The organism is Phyllobacterium calauticae (assembly GCF_019991125.1).
GTDB lineage: Bacteria > Pseudomonadota > Alphaproteobacteria > Rhizobiales > Rhizobiaceae > Phyllobacterium > Phyllobacterium calauticae.
Genome location: NZ_JAGENB010000004.1, coordinates 139,912 through 161,987 on the forward strand (window position 1 = coordinate 139,912; position 22,076 = coordinate 161,987).

The following is a 22,076-nucleotide window of genomic DNA, read 5'->3' on the forward strand; positions in this document are numbered from 1 at the left end:
ACAACAATGCAAAGAAGACTGAGAGCCCTCTTATTGGGAACCGCACTCCTGCTGGGCACAGGCCAAGCCATCGCCGCAGACCTTGTCATGGCGATCAAGGCCGGGCCGGCTTCGATGGATCCGCATTTCACCGCCACCGCAGCCAACGCGGAAGCAACCAAGCATATTTTCGATACACTCATCCGCTCGGGCAGCAATCTCGAGCTGGAGCCATCGCTTGCGCTCAGCTGGACAGCCATCGACCAGACGACCTGGGAATTCAAGCTGCGTCAGGGCGTCAAGTTTCACGATGGATCAGATTTCACGGCGGAAGATGTGAAATTCTCCATCGAACGCATTCCTCATGTCACCGGCCCCAACCCCGCGACAATCTTTGTGCGCCGGGTCAAATCGGTGGAGGTGGTCGATCCATTCACCGTGCGTGTCAAGACAGAAGGCCCCGCGCCCACTCTGCCGAATGATTTTGTACGTCTGTTCATCACCTCGCACACAGCAGCCGCCAATTACTCAACGCAGGAAACAGCGGCCGAAGGCTTCAATTCGGGCAAGGCAACCATCGGTACCGGCCCTTACAAGTTCGTTTCCTGGGCTCCGACACAGGATCTGGTTCTCCAGCGCTTCGACGGCTATTGGGGCGGAGCACAGCCCTGGGATCGTGTCATTCGCAAGGAAATCCCCAACGATGCCGCGCGCGTTGCACAGTTGAAGGCAGGACAGGTCGATGTGATTTCGAAAGTGCCCGCCGCGGATGTGCCGGTGCTTGAACGGGATGCATCGCTTGCCGTGGTCAAGAACGAGAGCATCTATATCAGCTATCTCGAGTTCGATTTCCGCGAGAAAAGCCCGCAGGTCTTCGACAAGAGCGGCGCGAAGCTCGACAAGAATCCCCTGCTCGACCCGCGTGTGCGCGAAGCCATCGATCTCGCACTCGACCGCCAAACCATCGTCGAATTCGCCCTGGAAGGGATGGCTGTCGTGCCGACCCAGTTGGTCACATCGAATATCTTCGGCTATGACAAGTCGCTCCAGGCACCGGCCTTCGATCTGAAGCGCGCCAAGGAATTGCTGAAGGATGCTGGTTACCCCAACGGCTTCAAGATCACGCTCAGCTATGCCAATGATCGCATGCCAAACGAGCTTGGACCGACAGTCGCGCAGATGCTGGCTGCAATCGGCATCACAGCCGATGTTAATGGCGTGCCTGCAACTGTGTTCAATCCGGCAAAGACCCGGGGCGAGTATTCACTCTATATGGCCAGTTGGGGCACGTTGACGGGCGAAGCAAATTACATGCTCTCGTCGCTGATGCACGCCCACGACACTGCAAAATCGCTGGGCGCATTCAATGTCCGCGGTTATGCCAATCCGCAGATGGACAAGCTGATTGAAGACGCCGGAGCCGAGATGGACACGGACAAGCGCCGCGTCCTTCTGGAAAAGGCCAACAATCTCGTCGCAACGGACCGCCCCGACCTGCCTCTCGCGACCCAGCTCAGCGCCTGGGCCGTGAAGAAGGCCAAAGTCATCCTGACACCCCGGGCGGACGAAGACACGCTGGCGATGAATATCCGTCCGGCGCAGCAATAAGCATCGACGTGAAAGGGCCGGATACTGATCCGGCCCTTTTGCTGTTTCACACGCAGGAAAGACAGACATGACGAACATAGCTCTGGCCATTCACGGCGGTTGCGGCGTGATGGCCAAACTTGATCTGAGCGAGGCTGAGTGGGCCGGCGCCCGCACCGATCTGGCATCGGCACTGAAAGCCGGTTGGGCAATTCTGAGTTCCGGCGGCTCCTCGCTCGATGCGGTGGAAGCTGCGGTGGTGGTAATGGAGGACAGCCCTCATTTCAATGCAGGGTATGGCGCCGCGCTTAACGAACACGGTATCCATGAACTGGATGCATCCATCATGGACGGCACCAGTCTGGCTGCCGGTGCGGTCTGCGCCAGCAGGGCTATCCGCAATCCCATAAGGGCAGCACGCGCAGTCATGGAAAAGGGAGATGCGGTTCTCTTGAATGGAACGGCGGCCGATCGCTTCGCTGAAGCGGCTGGACTGGCCACGGAACCGCAGGCCTATTTCACGACCGAACGTCGCCTCATCGCTCTTGCCGCCATGAAAGCCCATGAGGCCCGGGGCACGTCCGCGCTGGCGAAGGAGGCTGAGAAACACGGCACGGTCGGCGCGGTTGCGCTTGATGCCGCCGGTCATCTCGCAGCAGCGACCTCAACGGGCGGCTACAACAACAAGCCCGATGGCCGTATCGGCGATTCCCCGATCATCGGTGCAGGAACCTATGCGCGGGATGGCATCTGTGCCGTATCCGGTACCGGCAAGGGTGAAGTATTCATCCGCCATGTCGTCGGTCACGAGATCGCAAGCCGGATGGCCTATCTCGGAGAAGACCTCAAGACAGCTTCGGACAAGGTCATCCACGAAGACCTCAAACGGCACAATGCAGGTGCCGGGCTGGTTGCCGTAGGTGCCGACGGCTCCATCGTCGCGCCGTATAATACCGATGGTATGTTCCGCGGCTGGGTCACCAGCAACGGTGATGTCTTTGTCGGCACACACGACAAAGTTTTCCAGCTCCCAGGTCTTCCACGCTAAGACCTGGGCGGCATGGTTGACGGCACCTTATGGTTAAAATCGGGATTCAGTCTTTCTTGGTAATTTCCTGTTAGCAATTGCAGCAGTGAAACCGATTGGCCTCGTTCGCGCCATCGACAATTATTTCGAGTACGGGTGCCTATGCGTGTTTCGTGTGTGCTGACAATCATGTTTTCGTGCCTCGTGCTGACGAACTGCCAATCCAGTTCGGGCGTGGACGATGTGCTGGCACAACGGCCTTCGCAGGAAATGACCAGTTCGGTGGTCCGGCCAAGCCGTTCGGTGACGCGTATCGCCATGGCAACCGTTCCCCCCTCGCCGGTACCCCAGCAGGAAATTCTGGCATGGGCCGGACCGGTCCCGGAATCGGCAGCGATCCTGCCACCGGCACCATCCCCTGTCATGGCCGCCCCAACAGAAAGGCCGGTCCCCCAGCCTGCCCCCGCGGATCCGATGGTCAAGGCTGCACCGCAGGCCCGAATGCAGATCTACAGCCGCCGTTTCCGCGATGCCAAACCCATTAATTTTGGGCCGGCATCGCCGAAGAAACTCGCCGTGCACGGGGTTGACGTGTCGCGCTGGCAGGGTGACGTGGATTGGGCGAATCTGCGTATGCAAGGCGCCAATTTCGCGTATATCAAAGCTACCGACGGCGGCGATCATATCGACCCGATGTTCAAGACCAATTGGCGCAACGCCAAGGAAGCCGGCCTGAAGCGGGGCGCCTATCACTTCTTCTACTGGTGCCGCACGGCGGGCGAGCAGGCTGACTGGTTCATCCGCAATGTTCCCCGGGAACCCGGTGCGCTTCCACCTGCAATAGATGTGGAATGGAATGGCGAATCGAGCTGCAAGCGGCGCCCTTCCCGCGCGCAGGTGCTGGAAAAGATGCAGGTCTTCATGGACAAGCTGGAGAAACATTATGGCCAGCGGCCGATCATCTACACCGCCCCAGATTTCTATCGGGACAATCTGAGGGGCGAGCTTGCCGACTATCCCTTCTGGTTGCGCGCGGTCGCCGCTCATCCCTCCAAGGTTTATCCCGGCCGGCGCTGGCTGTTCTGGCAGTATTCCGGTTCGGGCCTTTCCCATGGCGTCAGCGGCCGAATTGACCTCAACGTGTTCCATGGCAGTGAGGAGGAATGGCACAACTGGGTGACGGCGCGGGCCGGTTAAGCCCACGCAAGCGTGGCGCCAATTACATGCAATTTGCGTCCCGGGTTTAACCTAATTCTGACGAATGGCCGCTATTCAAGGTGTTCCATTCTGAAGGGGGAAACAATGGCGTGGAGACTTATGCTGGCAAGTGCCGTACTTGCCATGACACGGACGATACCGAACGTTTTCACAGGGCCGCGCAGTTCCGGTCTCGTATCGGACAACGCCTTCGAAATGCAGTTGAACCCCGCTCCCATCAATCCCGACTGGATATTGGACGGTAACCCGCAGGCGCGCGCCCGCGAACAATCCGCAAGCCGCGACCGGGCGGCCTACACCGCGATATGGGATTGCACGGCCGGAACCTTCCGCTGGTATTTCGGTTGGGACGAAACCGTCTGCATTCTCGAAGGTGAAGTGCACGTCACGGACGCCGAAGGGCTCACCCGTACCTTGCGTGCGGGAGATGTTGCCTACTTTACCGGCGGAACGTGGGCAACCTGGAAGATAGACCGCTATCTGAAGAAGGTCGCGTTCATGCGCCGTACCCTGCCGGCACCGGCATCATTCATCTATCGCGCCAGTGATGCCGCCCGCAGGCGCTGGGGCCGCACCAAAGGCGGCGCGCTGCAATGAGGCAGCTCCTTCCAGTCAAGATTTCCCGATTTATCGCAGCTTGAGATTCTCCCGGGTCAGTTGATCGACGGAGGTGCAGCCCATGAGCTTCATTCCCCGCTCTATCTCGATCTTGAGCTGATCCAGCGCGCGGTCGACGCCAGCCTGACCGGCCGCGGCAAGGGGATAAAGGTAATAACGTCCGATCCCGACCGCCTTGGCGCCCATGGACAAGGCTTTGAGCACATGCGTCCCGCGCTGGATTCCGCCGTCCATGATCACATCGATTTTGTCGCCCACGGCATCAACGATCTCAGCCAGTTGGTCGAATGCGGCGCGCGATCCGTCGAGTTGCCTGCCGCCGTGATTGGAGAGAATAATACCCGTGCAGCCGATATCGACTGCGCGCCTGGCATCCGCCACCGACATGATGCCCTTCAGGCAGAACTGCCCTGACCAGTGCTGCACCATCTCGGCAACATCATCCCAGGTCATCGAGGGATCCAGCATCTCGGTGAAATACCGGCTGATCGACATGGCGCCGCTGCCCATGTCCACGTGTTCTTCCAGTTGCGGCAGGCTGAAGCGTTCATGCGTGAGATAGTTCAGTGCCCATTGCGGCTTGATGGCGAACTGCAGCATGCCGGCAAGATTGAGCCTGAACGGAATGGAAAAGCCGGTGCGCAAATCACGCTCGCGGTTACCCCCGGTAATGCTGTCGACGGTCAGCATCATCACCTCGACGCCAGCGTCCTTGGCCCTCTGCATCATCGCCCGGTTCAGGCCGCGGTCCTTGTGAAAGTAGAACTGATAGACCTGCGGGCCGCTATAGGACTTGCGCAGTTTCTCAAGGCTGACTGTACCAAGCGATGAAACACCGAACATCGTTCCGTGCCTTGCTGCCGCGGCTGCAACCGCATGCTCTCCTTGATGGTGAAACAACCGCTGCAGGGCTGTCGGGGAGCAGTAGAAGGGCACGGCAAGCTTTTGTCCCATGACAACAACGGATGTATCGACACTCTTTACCCCCCGCAGCACATTGGGAATGAGATCGCAATGGTCGAAACTTTCCGTATTCCGGCGATAGGTGACTTCATCATCCGCTGCCCCGTCGATATAGTCGAAGATTGGCCCCGGCAGCCGCCGTTTGGCCAAAGTCCTGAAATCGTGGAAATTGTGGCAATCGCTCAGACGCATCATTCAACCCTTGTTTGATTCACGGCTGAGAATAGGCGGGAATTGCTGCGGATGCACTAAGTGTGGCGACAAGACATCATTTTCCAACAGGTATAAAGCTGAGCTTTCATTTCCTTGACGATGACTTTACCGACACGGGATCGATGCAGAGCCTCGGCTACATTGCCCATGCGTCATTTGTGGCGGCAATATCACTCAGCGTAAAATCTTATGCCTGCCCGGTCGCACTTAACGTCACCGCGAAGACGCCCGAAAAAGCTCGAACCCGAATAATATTCTTCATCTGAATGATCTCTTCTGCTGTCTTCGTTCTTCTGCCAGCAATAGTCGGACTTGCAATCTGTCGAAAAATGGGCTGCCTATACTGAAAATGGAATAAGGAGCGGTCCCTTGCAACGCACTTTTCTCCGGTTGGTCGGTTCCTGCTTGCGGTCGGCACTTCTTTCCACGGAGACAAGGGGAAATTACTTCCTGTTCACGATTTTTCAAAAGATTTATCTGTCAGTTATATTATCAATAAAGTTCTTGATCTTGGCGTTATATGATATCGTCACACCTGTGATGGGCAGAGGACGGGGGTTCAAAGCAAAAGCAAGTTAGAGTTGCGGGCTTTTCTTTTATGGAAGCTTAGGCTATTCCGCCGTCCATGACTGAAAGGTCAATTGCAGCTACCGCGCACAATCAGCCGATAGACAGTGCTCGCTGAAGAGGCAGCACGGTGTTTTCTGCGGGCATAAGCCCGGCGATGCTCGACCTACGACGAGAGAGTTTGGAAATGGACCATGGTGTTGACGGTGCCGGACGCGACAGGGGCGCGGCGGAAAATTCAAGTAACCAGCCTGTAGCAAGGACTGGCTTCGGAAGTATTGATGCGATTGTAAAAAACGCCTCCGACTCCGGAACGATTGCACGCCCGCAGATTTTGACGGGTGCTGACTTTGCGCAAGAAGGGCGCCCGGGTGAACGGCTCGACCGCTTCTTCGAGGAGCTTGCACAAACCTATGATGCGTCACCGGCGGTTATCTCCGTAGGACGCGTCTGGACCTATCGCGAGCTGAACAGGCGCGCCAATCAGTTCGCCCGTCTCCTGGCGGATCGGGGCGTACAGCCCGGCGACCGGGTCGGACTCCTGCTCGACCGTTCCGCCGAGACCTACGTTGCATTGCTGGCCGTGATGAAGGCCGGTGCGGCGTTTGTTCCGCTCGCCACCGCCTTTCCCGAAGAGCGGATGAAGCTCATCATCGAAGATGCTAATGTCGGATTGATCATCACCATTGCGGCCTATTCTTCCCGGGTCGAGCAGTTGCCTGTTCCCCATGTGCTGATCGACGGGGCTGCAGCCGAAATCACCGCCAAGCCCGACAAGCCTTTGCCGTTGAATCCTGCAGCCTCCGCGGCCGAGGACATCTGCTATATCCTCTACACCTCGGGTACCACCGGCAGGCCCAAGGGCGTGGCCATCACGCATCAGAGCATCTGCAACTTCGTCCGGGTCGCCGCCGCATCCTACGGCTACCGGCCGGGCGACCGCGTCTATCAGGGCATGACCATCGCCTTCGACTTCTCTGCGGAAGAGATCTGGGTGCCTTTCGCCGCCGGTGCAACGGTGGTGCCCGCGCCGGGACCGCTGACACTGGTTGGCGAGGAACTTGCTGATTTTCTCCGGGCGAATGATGTAACATGCATGGCCTGCAGCCCGACCCTGCTTTCCTCCATCGAAAGCGATGTGCCAAGTCTGCGGGCGCTGCTGGTGGGTGGCGAAGCATGCTCGCACAACCTTGTGGTGCGCTGGTCAAAACCAGGACGGCAAATCCTCAACACCTATGGCCCCACCGAAGCCACCGTTACCGCCACGATGGGCCTGCTCACACCCGACAGGCCCGTGACCATCGGCGCGCCGCTGCCCACTTATTCCATTGTCGTGATCGATCCTTCCGTGTCGGCACTGACCGAGCCAGGCGAGCTTGGCGAAATCGGCATTGCCGGCATCGGTCTTGCGGTGGGCTATCTCAACCGGCCGGACCTGACAGAACAGAAATTCATTCCCGATTTTCTCGACCTGCCGAACAATCCTTCAAAGCGCATCTACCGGACGGGTGATCTTGGCCGGATCAATGACGATGGCGAGATTGAGTATCACGGGCGCATCGACACCCAGGTCAAAATCCGCGGCTACCGCATCGAACTCGGAGAAATCGAAACCGTGCTGCTGGAGCAGCCCGCAATCGCACAGGCCGCCGTCACGACCTGGGAAATTGAACCCGGCCGTGTCGAACTCGTTGCCTATTATGCTCCCAAGAGCGGCATGCTGCCGATCTCCCGCGCCGACATTGCCGGAGAGCTCAAACGGCGCCTGCCCGACTACATGGTGCCATCCTATCTGGAAGAGCTGGCCGCCATCCCGATGACCGTCTCGAACAAGGTGGACTTGCGCCAGCTTCCCAAGCCGACAAGCGTGCGTTTGTCGGCCGAACGAACCATCACCCCGCCCAGCAATGATGACGAACGCTTTTTGGCCGACGTTCTGGCCGAAGTGCTGAAGTTCGACGAGGTGTCCGTGGAGGACAACTTCTTCGACGATCTCGGCGCCAATTCTCTGCTGATGGCCCGTTTCTGCGCGCGCGTCCGCACCCGGAAAGAGTGGGCGACGACATCCATGCGGGATATCTATCTCTATCCCACCGTCGCCCGCCTTGCGCAGCATCTGCGCATACCCGAGGAGATGGCGACCGCCGTCAACGAGCGCGTTCTTACGCACCGGGCGTCGAACATTGCCTATTGGACCTGCGGAGCGGCGCAGCTGCTTTTCTACGGTCTCTATAGCTATTTTGGACTGTGGGCACTGGACCGCGGACTCAACTGGACCTACGACAAGCTCGACGAGCCGCTGCAACTCTATCTGCGTTGTGTCCTGCTTTCGGGTGGCATCTTCTTTGGAATGTCAGGCGTTGCCATTGTTGCAAAATGGGTGCTTGTGGGGCGCTGGAAGCCGGAAGTCTTCCCCATCTGGGGCTGGCGCTACTATCGTTTCTGGGTTCTGCAGACGTTGATCCGCACAGCCCCCGTTGTGCTGTTCCGCGGCAGCCCGCTCTATAATCTGTATCTACGGCTCCTCGGAGCCAAGCTCGGACGAAACGCAGTCATTGAGTGCCGCACCGTTCCAGTGTGTACGGACCTCATATCCATTGGCGACAATGCGATTCTGCGCAAGGAATCGATGATCCTTGGCTATCGAGCCCAAGCCGGCTATATCCAGACGGGATCGCTGACCATCGGTCATGATGCATTTGTCGGTGTGGGCTGCACGCTCGACATCGACACCAAGATGGGCGACCGCTCCCAGCTCGGCCATTCGTCCTCGCTTCAGCGCGGGCAGAGCATCCCCGACGGTATCCGCTGGCACGGATCGCCGGCAGTGCCGACGACCGCTGACTATTGCAAGGTTCGCAACGTCAATCCGTCCAATATTCGACGCTTCCTCTTTGAAGCCGTTCAACTGGTGGGCTTGTTTACCCTCGTCACCCCCATCCCGCTGCTGTTCCACAGCTATTGGCAGAATGTCAGCGACGACTACCAGGAAACCATCGGCATTGTGGCGATCGGCACCACCGTCACGTTATTCGGATATATTGTCGTGGCCTTTTTGGCAGCAACAATCGTGCCTCGCTTGCTCAGTCTGATTTTGAAATCTGGCCGCACCTACACGCTTTACGGGTTCCGGTACTGGTTGCAGACTGTGGTCGAATTCACCAGTAATTCGCGCGTTCTCAATCTCATGTTCGGCGACAGCTCGGCAATCGTCCATTACATGCGCGCCATCGGCTGGAACCTCAACAAGGTGGTGCAGACCGGTTCCAATTTTGGCAGCAACCAGCAGCACGAAAATCCGCTCCTTTGCGAAATCGGCAGCCAAACCATGGTGTCGGATGGGCTGTTCATGATCAACATGCACAAGTCCGCCTCCTCCTTCCGGCTTGAGCATACGAAGATTGGCGAACGCAACTATTTGGGCAACAACATCTACTATCCGCCGGACGGACAGACGGGCGACAACTGCCTGCTTGGCACGAAAGTGATGATCCCCATTGACGGACCGGTCCGTGAGAATGTCGGCCTTCTCGGCTCGCCGTCCTTTGAAATCCCTCGCATGGTCAACCGCGACAAGGAACTTATTGCCGGAATCAGCGAAGAGGACCGGCGCCGTCGCCTCAAGTTCAAGAACCGTTACAATGCGATGACAGCGCTGCTGTTTCTGGCAGCGCAATGGGTCATGCTGTTTGTCACATTGGTGATCTGGGACCGCGCGCTCAACTACTATACCGAATGGGCGCAGACCGCGCTCTTCGTCGCCGTGCTCCTGACGTCGGTCATCACCATTCCATTCTATATTCTGGTGGAGCGGGCAAGCCTCGGTTTCGGCAAGCTGAAGCCGCAGATGACGACGATCTATGACGTTACTTTCTGGCATCACGAACGCCATTGGAAGCTGGCGGATTCGCCCATCATCCGCCTGTTCGCCGGCACGCCATTCCGTCCGATGATCCTGCGCCTGCTGGGCGTCAAGATGGGCCGGAGGGTCTATGACGGCGGCAGCAATCTGACCGAACGTTCGCTGGTGGAAATCGGCGATGATGCCACCCTCAATGAAGGTAGCGTCATTCAGGCCCATTCGCTCGAAGAAGGTGCATTCAAGTCCGATTTCATCCGCATCGGCCGCGGCTGCACGCTCGGACCTGCTGCCTTCATCCATTACGGTGTCGTGATGGGCAACGGGTCGGTGGTGGATGCGGATTCATTCGTGATGAAAGGCGAAGTACTGGAGCCCAACTCCATATGGCGGGGTAACCCGGCCAAGCTTCACCGGTTTGTCACGCCTGTTCTGAACAGTGGTATGAAGACAACCGCTTGACCCTCGCCTTCGCGATGTGGATTGTTGAACTGCAAAACGCTCCTGGGATGCTTGCATCCCAGGAGATTGTGTCGGAGATCGCATATTGACAGACCGCCACGGGAAGGTCGTTGACGTCCAGCTCGCACCCGTCACCGAGGCCGTCAGGGCCCTGGTGACGTCGCTTGAACTTGCCCCGGAGCAGTTGGATTTTGTTGCAAGCAATGCGGAATCCCTGGATGAGGCCGCGCTTGATGCGGATGCACGGCCGCGCGTCGTGATGGCCGGAGACCGCATCGTCGGATTCCTCATGTACGAGGCGCCCGCAGATGATGACGAGGCGACGATCTACCGTTTTATGATCGATCGCGCCTATCAGGGCAAAGGCTATGGCAAAGCTGCCTTGCGCAAGGTGCTGGACGAAATCAGTGGCCTTGGACACGTGCGGCACGTTTCGATCTGCTATGAACCGGAAAACGAAGGTGCGCGGCACCTCTATCGCGCCGCAGGCTTCGTGGAAGAAGGATTGGACGAAGACGGAGAAATGATTGCCGATCTGGTTCTGCCGACGCAGACGGTTGATCCGTGACATACCCACCCCGCATCTCCGCAAATCCGTCAGCAGAATTAACCCTCCTGGAAGCCATGAATGGCATTGCACCGGAGGGCGTCCGGGTCGGATGCCGGACTATCCGTGACGGGGATGAGGCCTGCCTGCTGCCCCGGGAAGCGCATTCCATTCCGTCACGCCACCCGGCCAGGCGCCGGGCCAGTGGCGCGGCGCGGCGGGTCGCACATGGATTGCTGGCGGAACATGGCTTGAACGACGTTGCGATCCTGCGCACGTCATCCGGTGCGCCGGTATGGCCCATTGGGATGACCGGTTCTCTGGCCCATGACGAGGAAATGGCTGTAGCCGCGGTTGCAACTCTTTCAGCCAAGATCGGCTCAATCGGCATCGATGTCGAACCTGCCACAGCGCTCCCGGATGATATTTTTGCGCTCGTTGCAACCCGGGACGATGTGACAGACGCGGTGGAGCCGAGCCTTGCCGGCCGTGTCCTGTTCGCGGCCAAGGAGGCCGTCTACAAGGCTGTGTATCCGCTCGACCATGACATGCTGGACTATAACGATATCGCGGTGGATTTGAACGCAGGCCACGCGATGACCAGCACGGGACGCAGGGTGAGTCTCACATACTGCATTGCGCCAAGAGTGGTCGCCCTCGCCCTTGTTCGCGGCAGTGGTCGGGTCGGGTTTGCTTGACCCGCCCCGCCCACACGACCGGACGATTTAGTCGAGTGAACCGAATATCCGTTGGAATTTGACTGCAATCCCCACGTCAAATCACCATCTCGGGCCGCAGTGGCTTGCTGCCGGCTGTCAGCCATTTTGCAAAATTGATCATCCGCTTTTCCACGACCACAAATACGGCCCATGAGACCAAAATCGCAAGAAGAACACACAGACTCATAACAAGCAGATCGCTCCATTGCCCGGTCAGTGGAAAAACCCGGTAGACAAGCGTACAGACGATCCAATGGAACAGGTATATCGAATAGCTGATCTGACCAATGAATGAGAGGAACGCGAAATTTGGTCGCGCGCTCGAGACCGCAGCAATGAAAACAACCGCCGCGAGCCCATAGGCTCCCAGCACCGGTTGCAATCCGGTGATGACAAAACCATCGTCACGCCCAAGTGAAAAATCTGATACTGCCGCTATTGAAGCGAACTGCACACAAAGCAGGCCGATCGCAGCAAGCCCGGCATATCTAACCTTTTCCATGATCGCCAGACGCAGCAGCAATCCGCAGAACAAGAATGACAGATGCAACCCGATATATTGGACGGGAATGTTTGCAGAGAAATAAAGCCGGGCCAAAATCGGCAGAACTGTCGACGCCACAAGGAGAAGTCCAAACGCAAAGATCGCACGAAAATCAAAGAGGAATCCGGTTGCAAACAATGCAGCAGCCAGGAAATAGAACACAAGCTCGATGAACAATGTCCAGTAAATACTGGAAAGCCAGGCTTTCCCGAACAGGGTCGGTGCCATCGTCAAGTTCGCTGTGATCGTCGCAAGGCTCGGCGTGTTCCCGTCACTCCAGTACAACGCCGTCAGCGCAGCAATCGCAACCCATAGCGCCGGATACAGCCGGAACAGGCGCGATATCGCAAATCTCTTGAGAGGCCGATCGCCGCGAATGCTGAACGGGACAACGAAACCACTGATCAGAAAGAATAAAACGACGCCGAACCGTCCAAGGTCGATATTGTCAATCGACTGGCCCGCGAAGCTGAACAAAGCTCCTGGTCCAGCAGCACTGCTGCGCAGCATGTCGCCGAACATATGTTGAACCAAAACAGAGAGCGCAGCGATGGCCCGCAGGCCATCGATATGTGATAGTCGGTTTAAAGACATGGTTCATCATTCAGCAGTTAGAGAAAATTGTCAGCCTAAAGCAACGAACCGTTACCCGACCCCCCAAACCAACACCGCGCATTCCCCTGAAATTTCGCGTCATGTTGCAGTCTTTGAATATTCTTGTTTCACCCTACCAGCCAGTTGTTACCTATTGCGCCGATAGTTCGGTCAAATTGTCTTAACCTGCTGTAACGAATTTGATAGCGGAGCGCCGAGCATTTGCAGCGGGCTTTTCAAGCGGTGTCAAGCGGTATTGAGCATGATAGCTTATTACGACCGGGTTCTGTTCTTGTCGTTGAAACAATAGATCAAGTTCAAATCGCAAAAACGGCCGATATGTCTCCCGCCCTGGCGCGCGAGCCAAGCACATCGCGGAAATAATGCCGTGGGTTGCTCCAAAGCCCATCTCATCTCTCTTCATCGCTTTCACTGCCAACGGTCCGCTTTCAGCGAAACTGTACGCCTGCGCCTAACGCGAGAGCGCCTGGCTTGGATAACGCAATGTCGGATCAAACGGATTGAGTTTCGCACTGATCGCAGCGGCTTCTGACTTCAAGAGCTCTGTCATCGTAGCGCGGCGCGCATCAGTCAAACGATCGGACAGTGTGCCGATACTAAGAGCGGCGACTGCACAGCCCCTGTTGTCAATGATAGGCACGCCGAGCCCCGCCATGCCTGCTATCATGTCAAAATTGATGTGCGCCGCCCCCAGACGCCGCACTTCCTCTATCTTGATACGCAGATCAACTTCATCGATCTGCGAGCGATCCAGAATGCGTGGCATATTGAATTGAATGATTGCGTCACGCTCCGGTTCCGGCAGAAAAGCCAGGATTGCAATACTTCCCTGGCCGATTCCAAGGGGCACCTTCCCGCCGATATCGCCTGTGAAGGACCGTATTGGAAACGGCCCTTCCACGCGATCGAGGCAGACAGCGTCAAAGTTGCTGCGAACGAGAAGAAACACCGTGTCATTCAGGGTTGCCGAGAGCCGAAGGAGCGACGGCCTTGCGATCTCAAGAATACCGTCGCGGCGGCGTGCCTGAGCCGCCATTGAAAAGAACTCGAGGGACAGGCGGTATAGCTTGCTGCCTGGCAATTGCTCGACCAGGCTCTCGGCAACCAGTGATTTCAGCAAGCGGTGGGCAGACGGTTGATTCAACCCGACAGTCAGGGCCAGCTCTTTCAGCCGCATGCCTTCTGCTGGCCCGTGCGAAAGCGCCCTCATGAGGTTTACAGCCTTGTTCAGGCTCGTGCTTGTTTCGATCTGCTGTTTCATTTCCACAACCATTTTTCTGCAAATTATCATAGTAATTTCGTATTTCAGAATTTTTATTAGTTTTATTCCAAAATACAAGATTTCATTTGATGAATCCTTCGGATTTGGGTCACTAATAGTGAAACTGCCACAAAGCAACCACGATGGCGGATATGAATTCAGGGGATTGCGGTATGGGATTCTTACACCTCGAACGGGTTTCCAAACTTTACGGAGAGTTTGCTGCCGTTCGTGATTTCGATCTGGAAATCGAACAAGGCGAGTTCATTTCGCTGCTGGGGCCGTCCGGTTGCGGCAAGACAACAACCCTTCAGATGATCGCCGGACTGGTGGCGCCGACAAACGGCAGAATTACCCTCGACGGCCGGGACATCACGCGGGAGAAACCGGCCAGACGCGGGCTTGGCGTGGTCTTCCAGAGCTATGCGCTCTTTCCGCACATGACCGTCGCGCAGAATGTCGCCTTCGGGCTGGAAATGCGGAAAATTGCAAAGGCCGAGCGTGACAGACAAGTTGCGGAAATCCTTTCGCTGGTCCAGCTGACCACCCTCGCCGATCGTTATCCGCGCGAAATGTCCGGTGGTCAGCGCCAGCGGGTGGCAATTGCCAGGGCGCTCGTGATCAAGCCGCCCGTATTGCTTCTCGATGAACCTCTCTCAAATCTCGACGCCAAGCTGCGCGAAGAAATGCAATTCGAATTGCGCCGCATTCAACGCGTCGTCGGCATTACCACGATCATGGTGACCCACGATCAGGCGGAAGCCCTGTCCATCAGCGATCGCGTCGTGGTGATGGAAGGTGGAAGGATCACGCAGGTCGATCATCCCTACAGCCTGTACGAACACCCGAAGAACAATTTTATTTCCTCGTTCGTCGGCAAGTCGAATTTTCTGGCCGCCCGCGCGGTGAAAGAAACTGCTGGTGTATCGCTGCTCGTTGACAACACGGATCTGAAAATACCGGCAACGGGAAACTATCCGGGCGGCGAACTTTGCCTGTCGGTCAGGCCGGAAAAGATCCGCTTGACGGATCCCGCCGGCGGTATGCTGCGTGGATCGGTATCGAGCCGTTATTTTCTCGGAAACCAATGGCTTCTCAGTGTCGCGACGCCAGCGGGCGAAATATCCGTCTCGGTGGCCAATCTGGGCGCTCCGCCGCCATCTGAAGGAAAGGTCACGGGGCTCGCATGGAACATAGAAGAATGCCGGATACTGGCCGCTGAGCAGGAAGGCATTCTGCAATCATGACAGGCGCAGCGATCAGACCCTCGCCGCGCCTGCCGGCACCATTCTTTCTCGCAGCACCGGCCACACTGCTGTTCATCGGGCTTATTCTCTTACCCCTCGCATTGACGGCCGTTCTGTCATTCAATGTCTATGACTACAGCAGCGGCGTTCAGAACCGGTACACAACGGCAAACTATCTGACCGTTCTCCAGGATCCCTATTACCTCGCCATATTCTGGCGGACGTTGCGTCTTGCCTTGCTCACCACGGTGATCACGGTCCTCTTGGGAACACCGGAGGCCTATATTCTCACGCGCATGGGCAAGCCTTGGCGCTCGATCTTCCTGCTTGTCATCATCGGGCCGCTTTTGGTGTCCGTCGTTGTCAGGACCTTTGGCTGGAGCATGCTGCTTGGCCACGATGGCCTCGTCAACCACGCCCTGGCCATGCTCCGCCTCGAGCCGGTACAGCTGCTTTATACGGAAACGGCCATCGTCATCGCTCTCGTTCACATCATGCTGCCCTTCATGGTCATTCCCGTGTGGACGGCTTTACAGAAGCTTGATCCGACGGTTGAAGCCGCCGCACTATCGCTGGGCGCTTCACGGTTTACCGCCTTGCGCCGCATTGTTTTTCCTCAGGCAACACTCGGCATTCTCTCCGGCAGCCTGATCGTTTTCGGGCTTTCGGCCAGTGCCTTCGCCATCCCTGGCTTGCTGGGTGGACGGCGGCTCAAAATGGCTGCAACGGTGGTCTACGATGAATATCTGATCGAGCTGAACTGGCCGCTCGGAGCGGCGATTGCGATCATCGTGCTGTTGGCAAATCTTGCGATCATGCTGGCTTACAACCGCATGGTGGAGCGTCAGGCAAAGCGGAGGCTCGGATAACGCCATGCAGAAGAACGGTCTCTTTGCCCTCGCATTCCACAGCCTGATTGTCCTCTTCGTGCTGGCACCCCTGATTGTGGTCTGCCTCGTCGCCTTCACGCCCCAGAACACGCTTTCCCTGCCATGGGATGGCGTGTCTCTGCGGTGGTTTTCGGCGGTCTTCCATCATCCCGACTTCGTCGCCTCATTTTGGAACAGTGCACGTCTGGCTTTATTCTCGGCAACCATCTCCACGACACTCGCAGTACCGTCAGCGCTCGCCATCACCCGATATTCATTCAAAGGCCGGGACGCACTCAATGCCCTGTTTCTGTCGCCGCTCATCATTCCGCATCTGGTGATTGGCGTGGCCTTCCTGCGGCTCTTTTCGTTCATCGGCGCAACCGGTTCTTTCGGCTGGCTCGTGGCTGCCCATGTGATGGTGATCATGCCCTATGCCCTCCGCCTGATATTGGCCGCCCTGAACGGCATGGACCTCAGCGCTGAAATGGCGGCGCGTACGCTTGGCGCCGGTGAGTGGACCGTGTTCCGGCGGATTACCTTTCCGATGCTCCTGCCCGGCATCAGTGGCGGATGGCTGCTCGCCTTCATCAACAGCTTTGACGAACTGACCATGTCGATCTTCGTGACTGCACCATCAACCATCACCCTGCCGGTGCGCATGTACATGTATGCGAGCGAATCGATTGATCCAATGATGGCTGCCGTCTCGACCCTGATGATCGCCCTGACGGGCATCACCATGATCATTCTCGACAGGTTGTTCGGGCTTGATCAACTGCTGGTTGGAAAAGGCTGATGGCGGCACATCATTCCCGGTCGCAGTTTCAGCGTCACTTCAGACGCGATGAAGCGCCCATCCCATTCACGATCGATGGCATTGCATATTCCGGACGGCGCGGCGACACGGTTCTCGTGGCCATCATGTCCGTAACAGACCGCCTGCGCCAGAGCGAGTTCACCAGTGAACCGCGTGCAGGGTTCTGTCTTATCGGAGCGTGTCAGGATTGCTTCGTGACCCTTGCCTGCGGAATGCGGGTGCGGGCGTGCACCACGCCTCTCGAGGCGCAGATGGCATTCATAACAAGAGAATCCGGCAATGAATGATACGTCACCCGCGGTGGTTGTCGGAGCCGGGCCCGCAGGAATCTGCGCCGCAAAAACGCTTGTCGCCGCAGGGTTGCGCCCGATCGTGATCGATGAAGGTTTGCGTGCCGGTGGTCAGATCTATCGCCGTCCCTTCCTCGATGACGGTCGTAGTGCCACAGATCTCTATGGCTCGGAAGCGGCCAAGGCCACCAGACTGCACCGTGAATTCGATGCCCTGCTCCCGTCCATCGATTACCGGCCGCAGACACTGGTCTGGAATATTGCGGACAATCAGCTCCACCTTATGGCCAATGGAGATCATCAGCAGATCAGCTTTCAAAATCTGATCCTTTCGACTGGCGCCACCGACCGCGTGCTGCCCTTTCCCGGCTGGACTTTGCCGGGCGTCTATACGTTGGGCGCAGCCCAGACCGCACTGAAAGCACAGGGCTGCACCATCGGCAGAAAGGTCGTCTTTCTCGGATCAGGCCCGCTTCTCTACCTTGTTGCCTGGCAATATCTGAAGGCCGGCGCCAGCGTGGCCGCTGTACTCGACACAGCTCCGTTCACCGCCAAGCTCAATCTTCTCTCCGCATTCCGGTTCGATCCGCGTCTCGTGCTCATCGGGATGTCCTACGCGGCAAGGCTCGTTCGCCGCGGCGTAAAGCTTCGCTACAACGTTCGTCCAACGGGTGTGGACGGCTCTCAACATGTCGAGGGGCTGAGTTTTAAATCCGGAGCAAAGACACATTCCATAGCGTGTGACGCTGTTGCATACGGTTTCGCGCTTCGTCCCGAAACACAATTGGCAGACCTTGCGGGCTGTTCATTCCGCTTTGATGACAGGGATCGTACGTGGTTGCCGGTAACGGATGAGACTGGCCGCACGAACCGCAAGGGCGTTTACCTCGCCGGTGATGGCAGCGGCATTGCCGGTGCCGATGCCGCGGAGATTTCAGGCGAACTCGCCGCCCTCGCCCTGATTCAGGATTCCGGAGCGGTGGCTGATCCCGGGCGAATGTCTGTGCTTGCGGGAGCGCGCCGGCGGAAAGCCAAACTGAGGGATGCTCTCGAAAAAGCATTCCCGTTCCCGGAAAACTGGTTTGAACAGGTTCCGGGCGAGACTAAACTCTGCCGTTGCGAGGAAATCACCGTTTCCTCCGTTGTCGACACGCTGCATGGAAATGACCTTCGTGAGCTCAACCGGCTGAAAGCGCTCAGCCGCGCGGGTATGGGCCGCTGTCAGGGCCGCATGTGCAGCGCGGCTTTGGCGGAAGTTCTTTCATCCACGCAAAAGCTCACTCTAACGGAAATCGGCCGCTTGCGGGCGCAGGCGCCGGTCAAGCCACTACCGCTGTCTCTGCATGAGGGCGGCGCATGACCCGGCGTCTCTCTGCAGACGTTGCCGTGATAGGCGGCGGCCTGGTCGGCAGTTCTGCCGCGCTTGCGCTGCGCAGGGCCGGCTTGTCGGTCATCCTCATCGACAAGGGCTTTTGCGGGGCGCAGGCAAGCGGCGTCAACTATGGTGGCGTGCGGCGTCAAGGCCGCTCCGCAGCTCAGCTCCCGCTCTCACAACGCGCCCACCAGATCTGGCCGAGATTGAAGGAGTTGATCGGGATCGATGGAGAATACCAGCGCAGCGGGCATCTGAAACTCGCACGCACGCCGGAGGACTTCGCAAAGCTCGAACACTATGCGGAAACCGTAAAATCCTTTGGTCTTGATCTCGAGCTGTACACTGGCGCGATGGCAAAAGCCCGTTTTCCATGGCTGTCCGGAAACATCGCCGGCGCTTCGCTGTGTCCGGACGACGGACAGGCCAATCCCCGGCTGGTATCGCCAGCCTTCGCCAAGGCAGCACGGGATGCCGGGGCGATTGTCCTTGAACAGAACGCTGTCCATGCGGCGGTGCGCGCAAATGACGGGTTTGCCCTTCAGGCGGGCGCGGACTGCGAAATAACCTGCCGCTTCCTCATCAACAGTGCCGGGGCATGGGCCAACAAAATTGCCGCCGACTTCGCCGAGCCCGCGCCGCTCTCTCGCATATATCCCTCAATGGTCGTGACCGAGCCGCTTGCACCGCGGTTGCCCGTCAGCCTCGGAGAGGAAGGCGGCGGTTTCTACTGCCGGCAGGTGACACGCGGAAACTATATCATGGGCGGCGGGCGTGGCTATGCCCTTGCCGATCCTGATTTTTCCCGTCCGTCCACCACGGCTGCGCAATCCGTCATGAAACGGGCCACCGCACTTTTCCCGCACCTTGCCGGCGCGCATGTGATCCGTTTCTGGTCGGGTACGGAAGGCCAACTTCCCGACAACAATCCTGTCATTGGCCCAAGCGGCACGACACCGGGCCTTTTCCATGCATTCGGCTTTTGTGGCGCCGGTTTTCAGGTGGCACCGGCGGTTGGTGCCGTCCTGTGTGACCTCGTCACATCAGGCGAAACAGTAACGCCAATCGACGCCTTTTCGATCGAACGCTTCAGAAACATGTCTTCACAACACAACGAGAAAAAGGGAACTCACAATGAAACAGTTGAATAATTGCCTGGTATCCACGATCGCTCTGACAGTCGCAGGATTAACCGCCTCGCACGCTCAGGCTGAAACGAAAACGCTCTACGTGGGAATGAATGGCGGAAATTACGAACGCACATTCACCCAGGACGTTTTTCCTGAATTCGAAAAGGCCAATGACGTCAAGATCGTCGTCGTGCCCGGAACATCCGCCGATATTCTCGCTAAGGCGACGGCGGCGAAAGATAACCCGCAGATGCATGTCATGTTTCTGGACGACGGCGTCATGGTTCGGGCAATCGGTACCGGACTTTGCCAGAAACTGCGGCCGTCACCGGTTCTAGACGACGTCACGCCCGGGGCACGCATGAAGGACGACATGGCTGTCGGCATCGACATGGGCATGACGGGCCTTGCCTACAACAAGCAAATGTTTGACCAGAATGGCTGGAGCGCACCCACATCATGGATGGACCTTGCCGATCCAAAATTCAAGGGCAAGGTGGTCTTCCAGTCGGCTTCCGTCTCGACGTTTGGTCTCCATGCGTTTCTGATGTTCAACCGCATCCAGGGCGGCGATGAGAACAATGTCGAACCGGGATTCGAGAAATTCGCGGATACGGTTGGCAAGAATGTCCTGGAATATATCTCCAGTTCGGCAAAAATTTCGGAAATGGTCCAGACCGGCGATGCTGCGATCTTTCCGCTCACGCCGACTGCCGTCAACAATCTGAAGGAGAAGGGCATTCCGGTTGAATATGCCCAGCCAAAGGAAGGATCAGTTGTGCTGACGGTCTCCGAATGTGTGATCGCAAACAACAGCGAACCGGAACTCAGCCAGAAACTGGCCCAATATCTTCTCTCTGCCGAGGCGCAAGCCAAGGCGCTGGACAAGGGGAACATCGTCCCTTCAAACGTCAAAACCCAAGCAGGAACGGCTGGGGGCGAAGAAAAGCTGACTGCCTTTCAGACTTACATGAGCAACGCTAAGGTTGTGGATTGGGACGCAATAAACAAGAACCGGCCCGAATGGAACAACCGCTGGAACCGCAAGATCGAACGGTAATCCATGGTGGTGGAGCGCAGCACCGATCAAGGCTGCGCTCACCGCTTTGATGGACGAAGGCACTGTACCGTCAACCCGCCGGTACTACCCGAGCGGCTGCAACTTTTATATCGTCGATCAACCGGCTGACAAACATGTCCTCCATCCGCTCGTGAAGGACATAAATTCCCACATTGAACCGCTCGAGCACATTCTCGTCTTCGATAATGACGGGATAGACGTCCCGTTGCCTGAACGTGTGTGACATCACTGCCGAGTGACGGAAGACAGCATCGGTCTCCTTGATGTAATCAAGGCAAGCCGCCAGTGAGTTGGAGGCGAACGCAAACTTGTAGGCATTGGAAGCGATGTCCGCCCGTTCCCTGACATTATAGCCAAAGAGCCTCAGGTGCCTTGTTTCCGGAGAGCTGCTCACCACAGCCGGATATTCCTCCAATTCGGCCAGTTTTCGCGGTTTGCCGAGCAAAGGATGATCCGCCCGGACAAAATAGCCATTATGCACCTGTGTCAGCGGGAGGAAGGTCGTCCCCGTATCCCGCGCCATGCCCTTCACCTCATGGCCGATGAAGAGTGAGGTATCGCCGGAGAGCAGTTGATCCATGCAGCGCAATTGATTGCCGATGCTCACGTAAATCGGCGCATTTGGATTTTTCTGGCGATAATCGAGGATGAGGTCCTTGAGAAAAAGTGACCACCAGGAATAGCCGGTGCCGATATTCAGACCCTGTTCGCGGCGTGCGCGCTGCTCCTCGATGGACGCAATCGTATTGTCGTAGAGGCGGCGCATGACGCGGGTGTTCTCGTACAACGTCTCGCCGTAGCTGGTGAGGGTAATGCCGCGTGATGTGCGCACAAACAGCGGCACGCCAAGGCTATCTTCCAGCTTTTTCATGTTGAACGTCAGCGTGGGCTGGGTCACGAACAATGTGGTTGCCGCCCCGCTGATGGTACCGGCTTCCGCAATAGCAAGAAACTGCTGGAGTACCTTGTCCATGACATTTGCTCTCCTACAAAGCCTGGCAGATGGCTGCCGGCTCGTTTGCTTCCGGCGTCAACGCGGCGATGACTCTACTTCACGATATAGATTTTATCTATAATACGATGTCAAT

Annotated in this window: 18 protein-coding genes; 14 read left to right on the forward strand and 4 right to left on the reverse strand. The window is 57.5% G+C overall.

Annotation, left to right across the window (positions count from 1 at the left end; translation table 11 throughout):
* Positions 1-6 precede the first annotated feature (6 nt).
* The 4 genes from J1W56_RS16050 to J1W56_RS16065 all read left to right on the forward strand — a co-directional run bounded on the left by J1W56_RS16050 (position 7) and on the right by J1W56_RS16065 (position 4,408).
* Entirely contained in the window at positions 7-1,587 is a 1,581-nt protein-coding gene (locus J1W56_RS16050) for an ABC transporter substrate-binding protein (RefSeq protein ID WP_223614272.1), read from the forward strand.
* A 67-nt stretch (positions 1,588-1,654) separates the two neighbouring features.
* On the forward strand, positions 1,655-2,614 hold the full coding sequence (locus J1W56_RS16055; RefSeq protein ID WP_223614273.1) for an isoaspartyl peptidase/L-asparaginase family protein: 960 nt from the start codon (positions 1,655-1,657) through the stop codon (positions 2,612-2,614).
* Positions 2,615-2,755: 141 nt separating this feature from the next.
* Positions 2,756-3,790, forward strand: coding sequence for a glycoside hydrolase family 25 protein (locus J1W56_RS16060; RefSeq protein WP_223614274.1), 1,035 nt, complete (start codon positions 2,756-2,758; stop codon positions 3,788-3,790).
* 105 nt (positions 3,791-3,895) lie between these two features.
* On the forward strand, positions 3,896-4,408 hold the full coding sequence (locus tag J1W56_RS16065; protein WP_223614275.1) for a cupin domain-containing protein: 513 nt from the start codon (positions 3,896-3,898) through the stop codon (positions 4,406-4,408).
* A 30-nt stretch (positions 4,409-4,438) separates the two neighbouring features.
* On the opposite strand, the gene J1W56_RS16070 is transcribed toward J1W56_RS16065, so the two are convergent.
* Complete coding sequence (locus J1W56_RS16070) at positions 4,439-5,584, reverse strand: alpha-hydroxy acid oxidase (RefSeq protein ID WP_223614581.1); 1,146 nt, start codon at positions 5,582-5,584, stop codon at positions 4,439-4,441.
* Positions 5,585-6,359: 775 nt separating this feature from the next.
* On the opposite strand from J1W56_RS16070, the gene J1W56_RS16075 reads away from it, so the two are divergent.
* The 3 genes from J1W56_RS16075 (at position 6,360) to J1W56_RS16085 (ending at position 11,738) form a co-directional block, all read left to right on the forward strand.
* Entirely contained in the window at positions 6,360-10,493 is a 4,134-nt protein-coding gene (locus J1W56_RS16075) for a Pls/PosA family non-ribosomal peptide synthetase (protein ID WP_223614276.1), read from the forward strand.
* A gap of 85 nt (positions 10,494-10,578) precedes the next feature.
* The gene (locus J1W56_RS16080) at positions 10,579-11,061 is read left to right on the forward strand and encodes a GNAT family N-acetyltransferase (RefSeq protein WP_223614277.1); all 483 of its coding nucleotides are present in this window, start codon (positions 10,579-10,581) and stop codon (positions 11,059-11,061) included.
* 56 nt (positions 11,062-11,117) lie between these two features.
* Positions 11,118-11,738, forward strand: coding sequence for a 4'-phosphopantetheinyl transferase superfamily protein (locus tag J1W56_RS16085; RefSeq protein ID WP_223614278.1), 621 nt, complete (start codon positions 11,118-11,120; stop codon positions 11,736-11,738).
* A 76-nt stretch (positions 11,739-11,814) separates the two neighbouring features.
* Here the strand turns inward: J1W56_RS16085 and J1W56_RS16090 are convergent, their stop codons facing one another.
* On the reverse strand, positions 11,815-12,897 hold the full coding sequence (locus J1W56_RS16090; RefSeq protein WP_223614279.1) for an acyltransferase family protein: 1,083 nt from the start codon (positions 12,895-12,897) through the stop codon (positions 11,815-11,817).
* 472 nt (positions 12,898-13,369) lie between these two features.
* Positions 13,370-14,179 carry an IclR family transcriptional regulator gene (locus tag J1W56_RS16095; RefSeq protein ID WP_223614280.1) on the reverse strand — a complete coding sequence of 270 codons (810 nt, stop codon included), beginning with the start codon at positions 14,177-14,179 and terminating at the stop codon, positions 13,370-13,372.
* Positions 14,180-14,352: 173 nt separating this feature from the next.
* Here J1W56_RS16095 and J1W56_RS16100 point away from each other — a divergent pair, with 173 nt between their 5' ends.
* From J1W56_RS16100 to J1W56_RS16130, 7 genes are read left to right on the forward strand one after another with little or no spacing between them, the layout of a single operon-like run.
* The gene (locus J1W56_RS16100) at positions 14,353-15,426 is read left to right on the forward strand and encodes an ABC transporter ATP-binding protein (protein ID WP_223614281.1); all 1,074 of its coding nucleotides are present in this window, start codon (positions 14,353-14,355) and stop codon (positions 15,424-15,426) included.
* A complete protein-coding gene (locus J1W56_RS16105) occupies positions 15,423-16,295 on the forward strand; it encodes an ABC transporter permease (RefSeq protein ID WP_223614282.1) in 873 nt (290 codons plus the stop codon). Before J1W56_RS16100 ends, J1W56_RS16105 begins: the two co-directional genes overlap by 4 nt.
* Before the next feature lie 4 nt (positions 16,296-16,299).
* Positions 16,300-17,094: an ABC transporter permease gene (locus J1W56_RS16110; RefSeq protein WP_223614283.1), complete on the forward strand. Its 795-nt coding sequence runs from the start codon at positions 16,300-16,302 to the stop codon at positions 17,092-17,094.
* Entirely contained in the window at positions 17,094-17,402 is a 309-nt protein-coding gene (locus J1W56_RS16115; RefSeq protein ID WP_223614284.1) for a (2Fe-2S)-binding protein, read from the forward strand. The genes J1W56_RS16110 and J1W56_RS16115 overlap by 1 nt, the downstream gene beginning before the upstream one ends.
* Positions 17,395-18,765 carry an FAD/NAD(P)-dependent oxidoreductase gene (locus J1W56_RS16120; protein WP_223614285.1) on the forward strand — a complete coding sequence of 457 codons (1,371 nt, stop codon included), beginning with the start codon at positions 17,395-17,397 and terminating at the stop codon, positions 18,763-18,765. The genes J1W56_RS16115 and J1W56_RS16120 overlap by 8 nt, the downstream gene beginning before the upstream one ends.
* A complete protein-coding gene (locus tag J1W56_RS16125; protein ID WP_223614286.1) occupies positions 18,762-19,928 on the forward strand; it encodes an NAD(P)/FAD-dependent oxidoreductase in 1,167 nt (388 codons plus the stop codon). Before J1W56_RS16120 ends, J1W56_RS16125 begins: the two co-directional genes overlap by 4 nt.
* Complete coding sequence (locus J1W56_RS16130) at positions 19,912-20,967, forward strand: polyamine ABC transporter substrate-binding protein (RefSeq protein ID WP_223614287.1); 1,056 nt, start codon at positions 19,912-19,914, stop codon at positions 20,965-20,967. The genes J1W56_RS16125 and J1W56_RS16130 overlap by 17 nt, the downstream gene beginning before the upstream one ends.
* 70 nt (positions 20,968-21,037) lie before the next feature.
* On the opposite strand, the gene J1W56_RS16135 is transcribed toward J1W56_RS16130, so the two are convergent.
* Positions 21,038-21,961: a LysR family transcriptional regulator gene (locus J1W56_RS16135; protein WP_223614288.1), complete on the reverse strand. Its 924-nt coding sequence runs from the start codon at positions 21,959-21,961 to the stop codon at positions 21,038-21,040.
* Between the last annotated feature and the right edge of the window lie 115 nt (positions 21,962-22,076).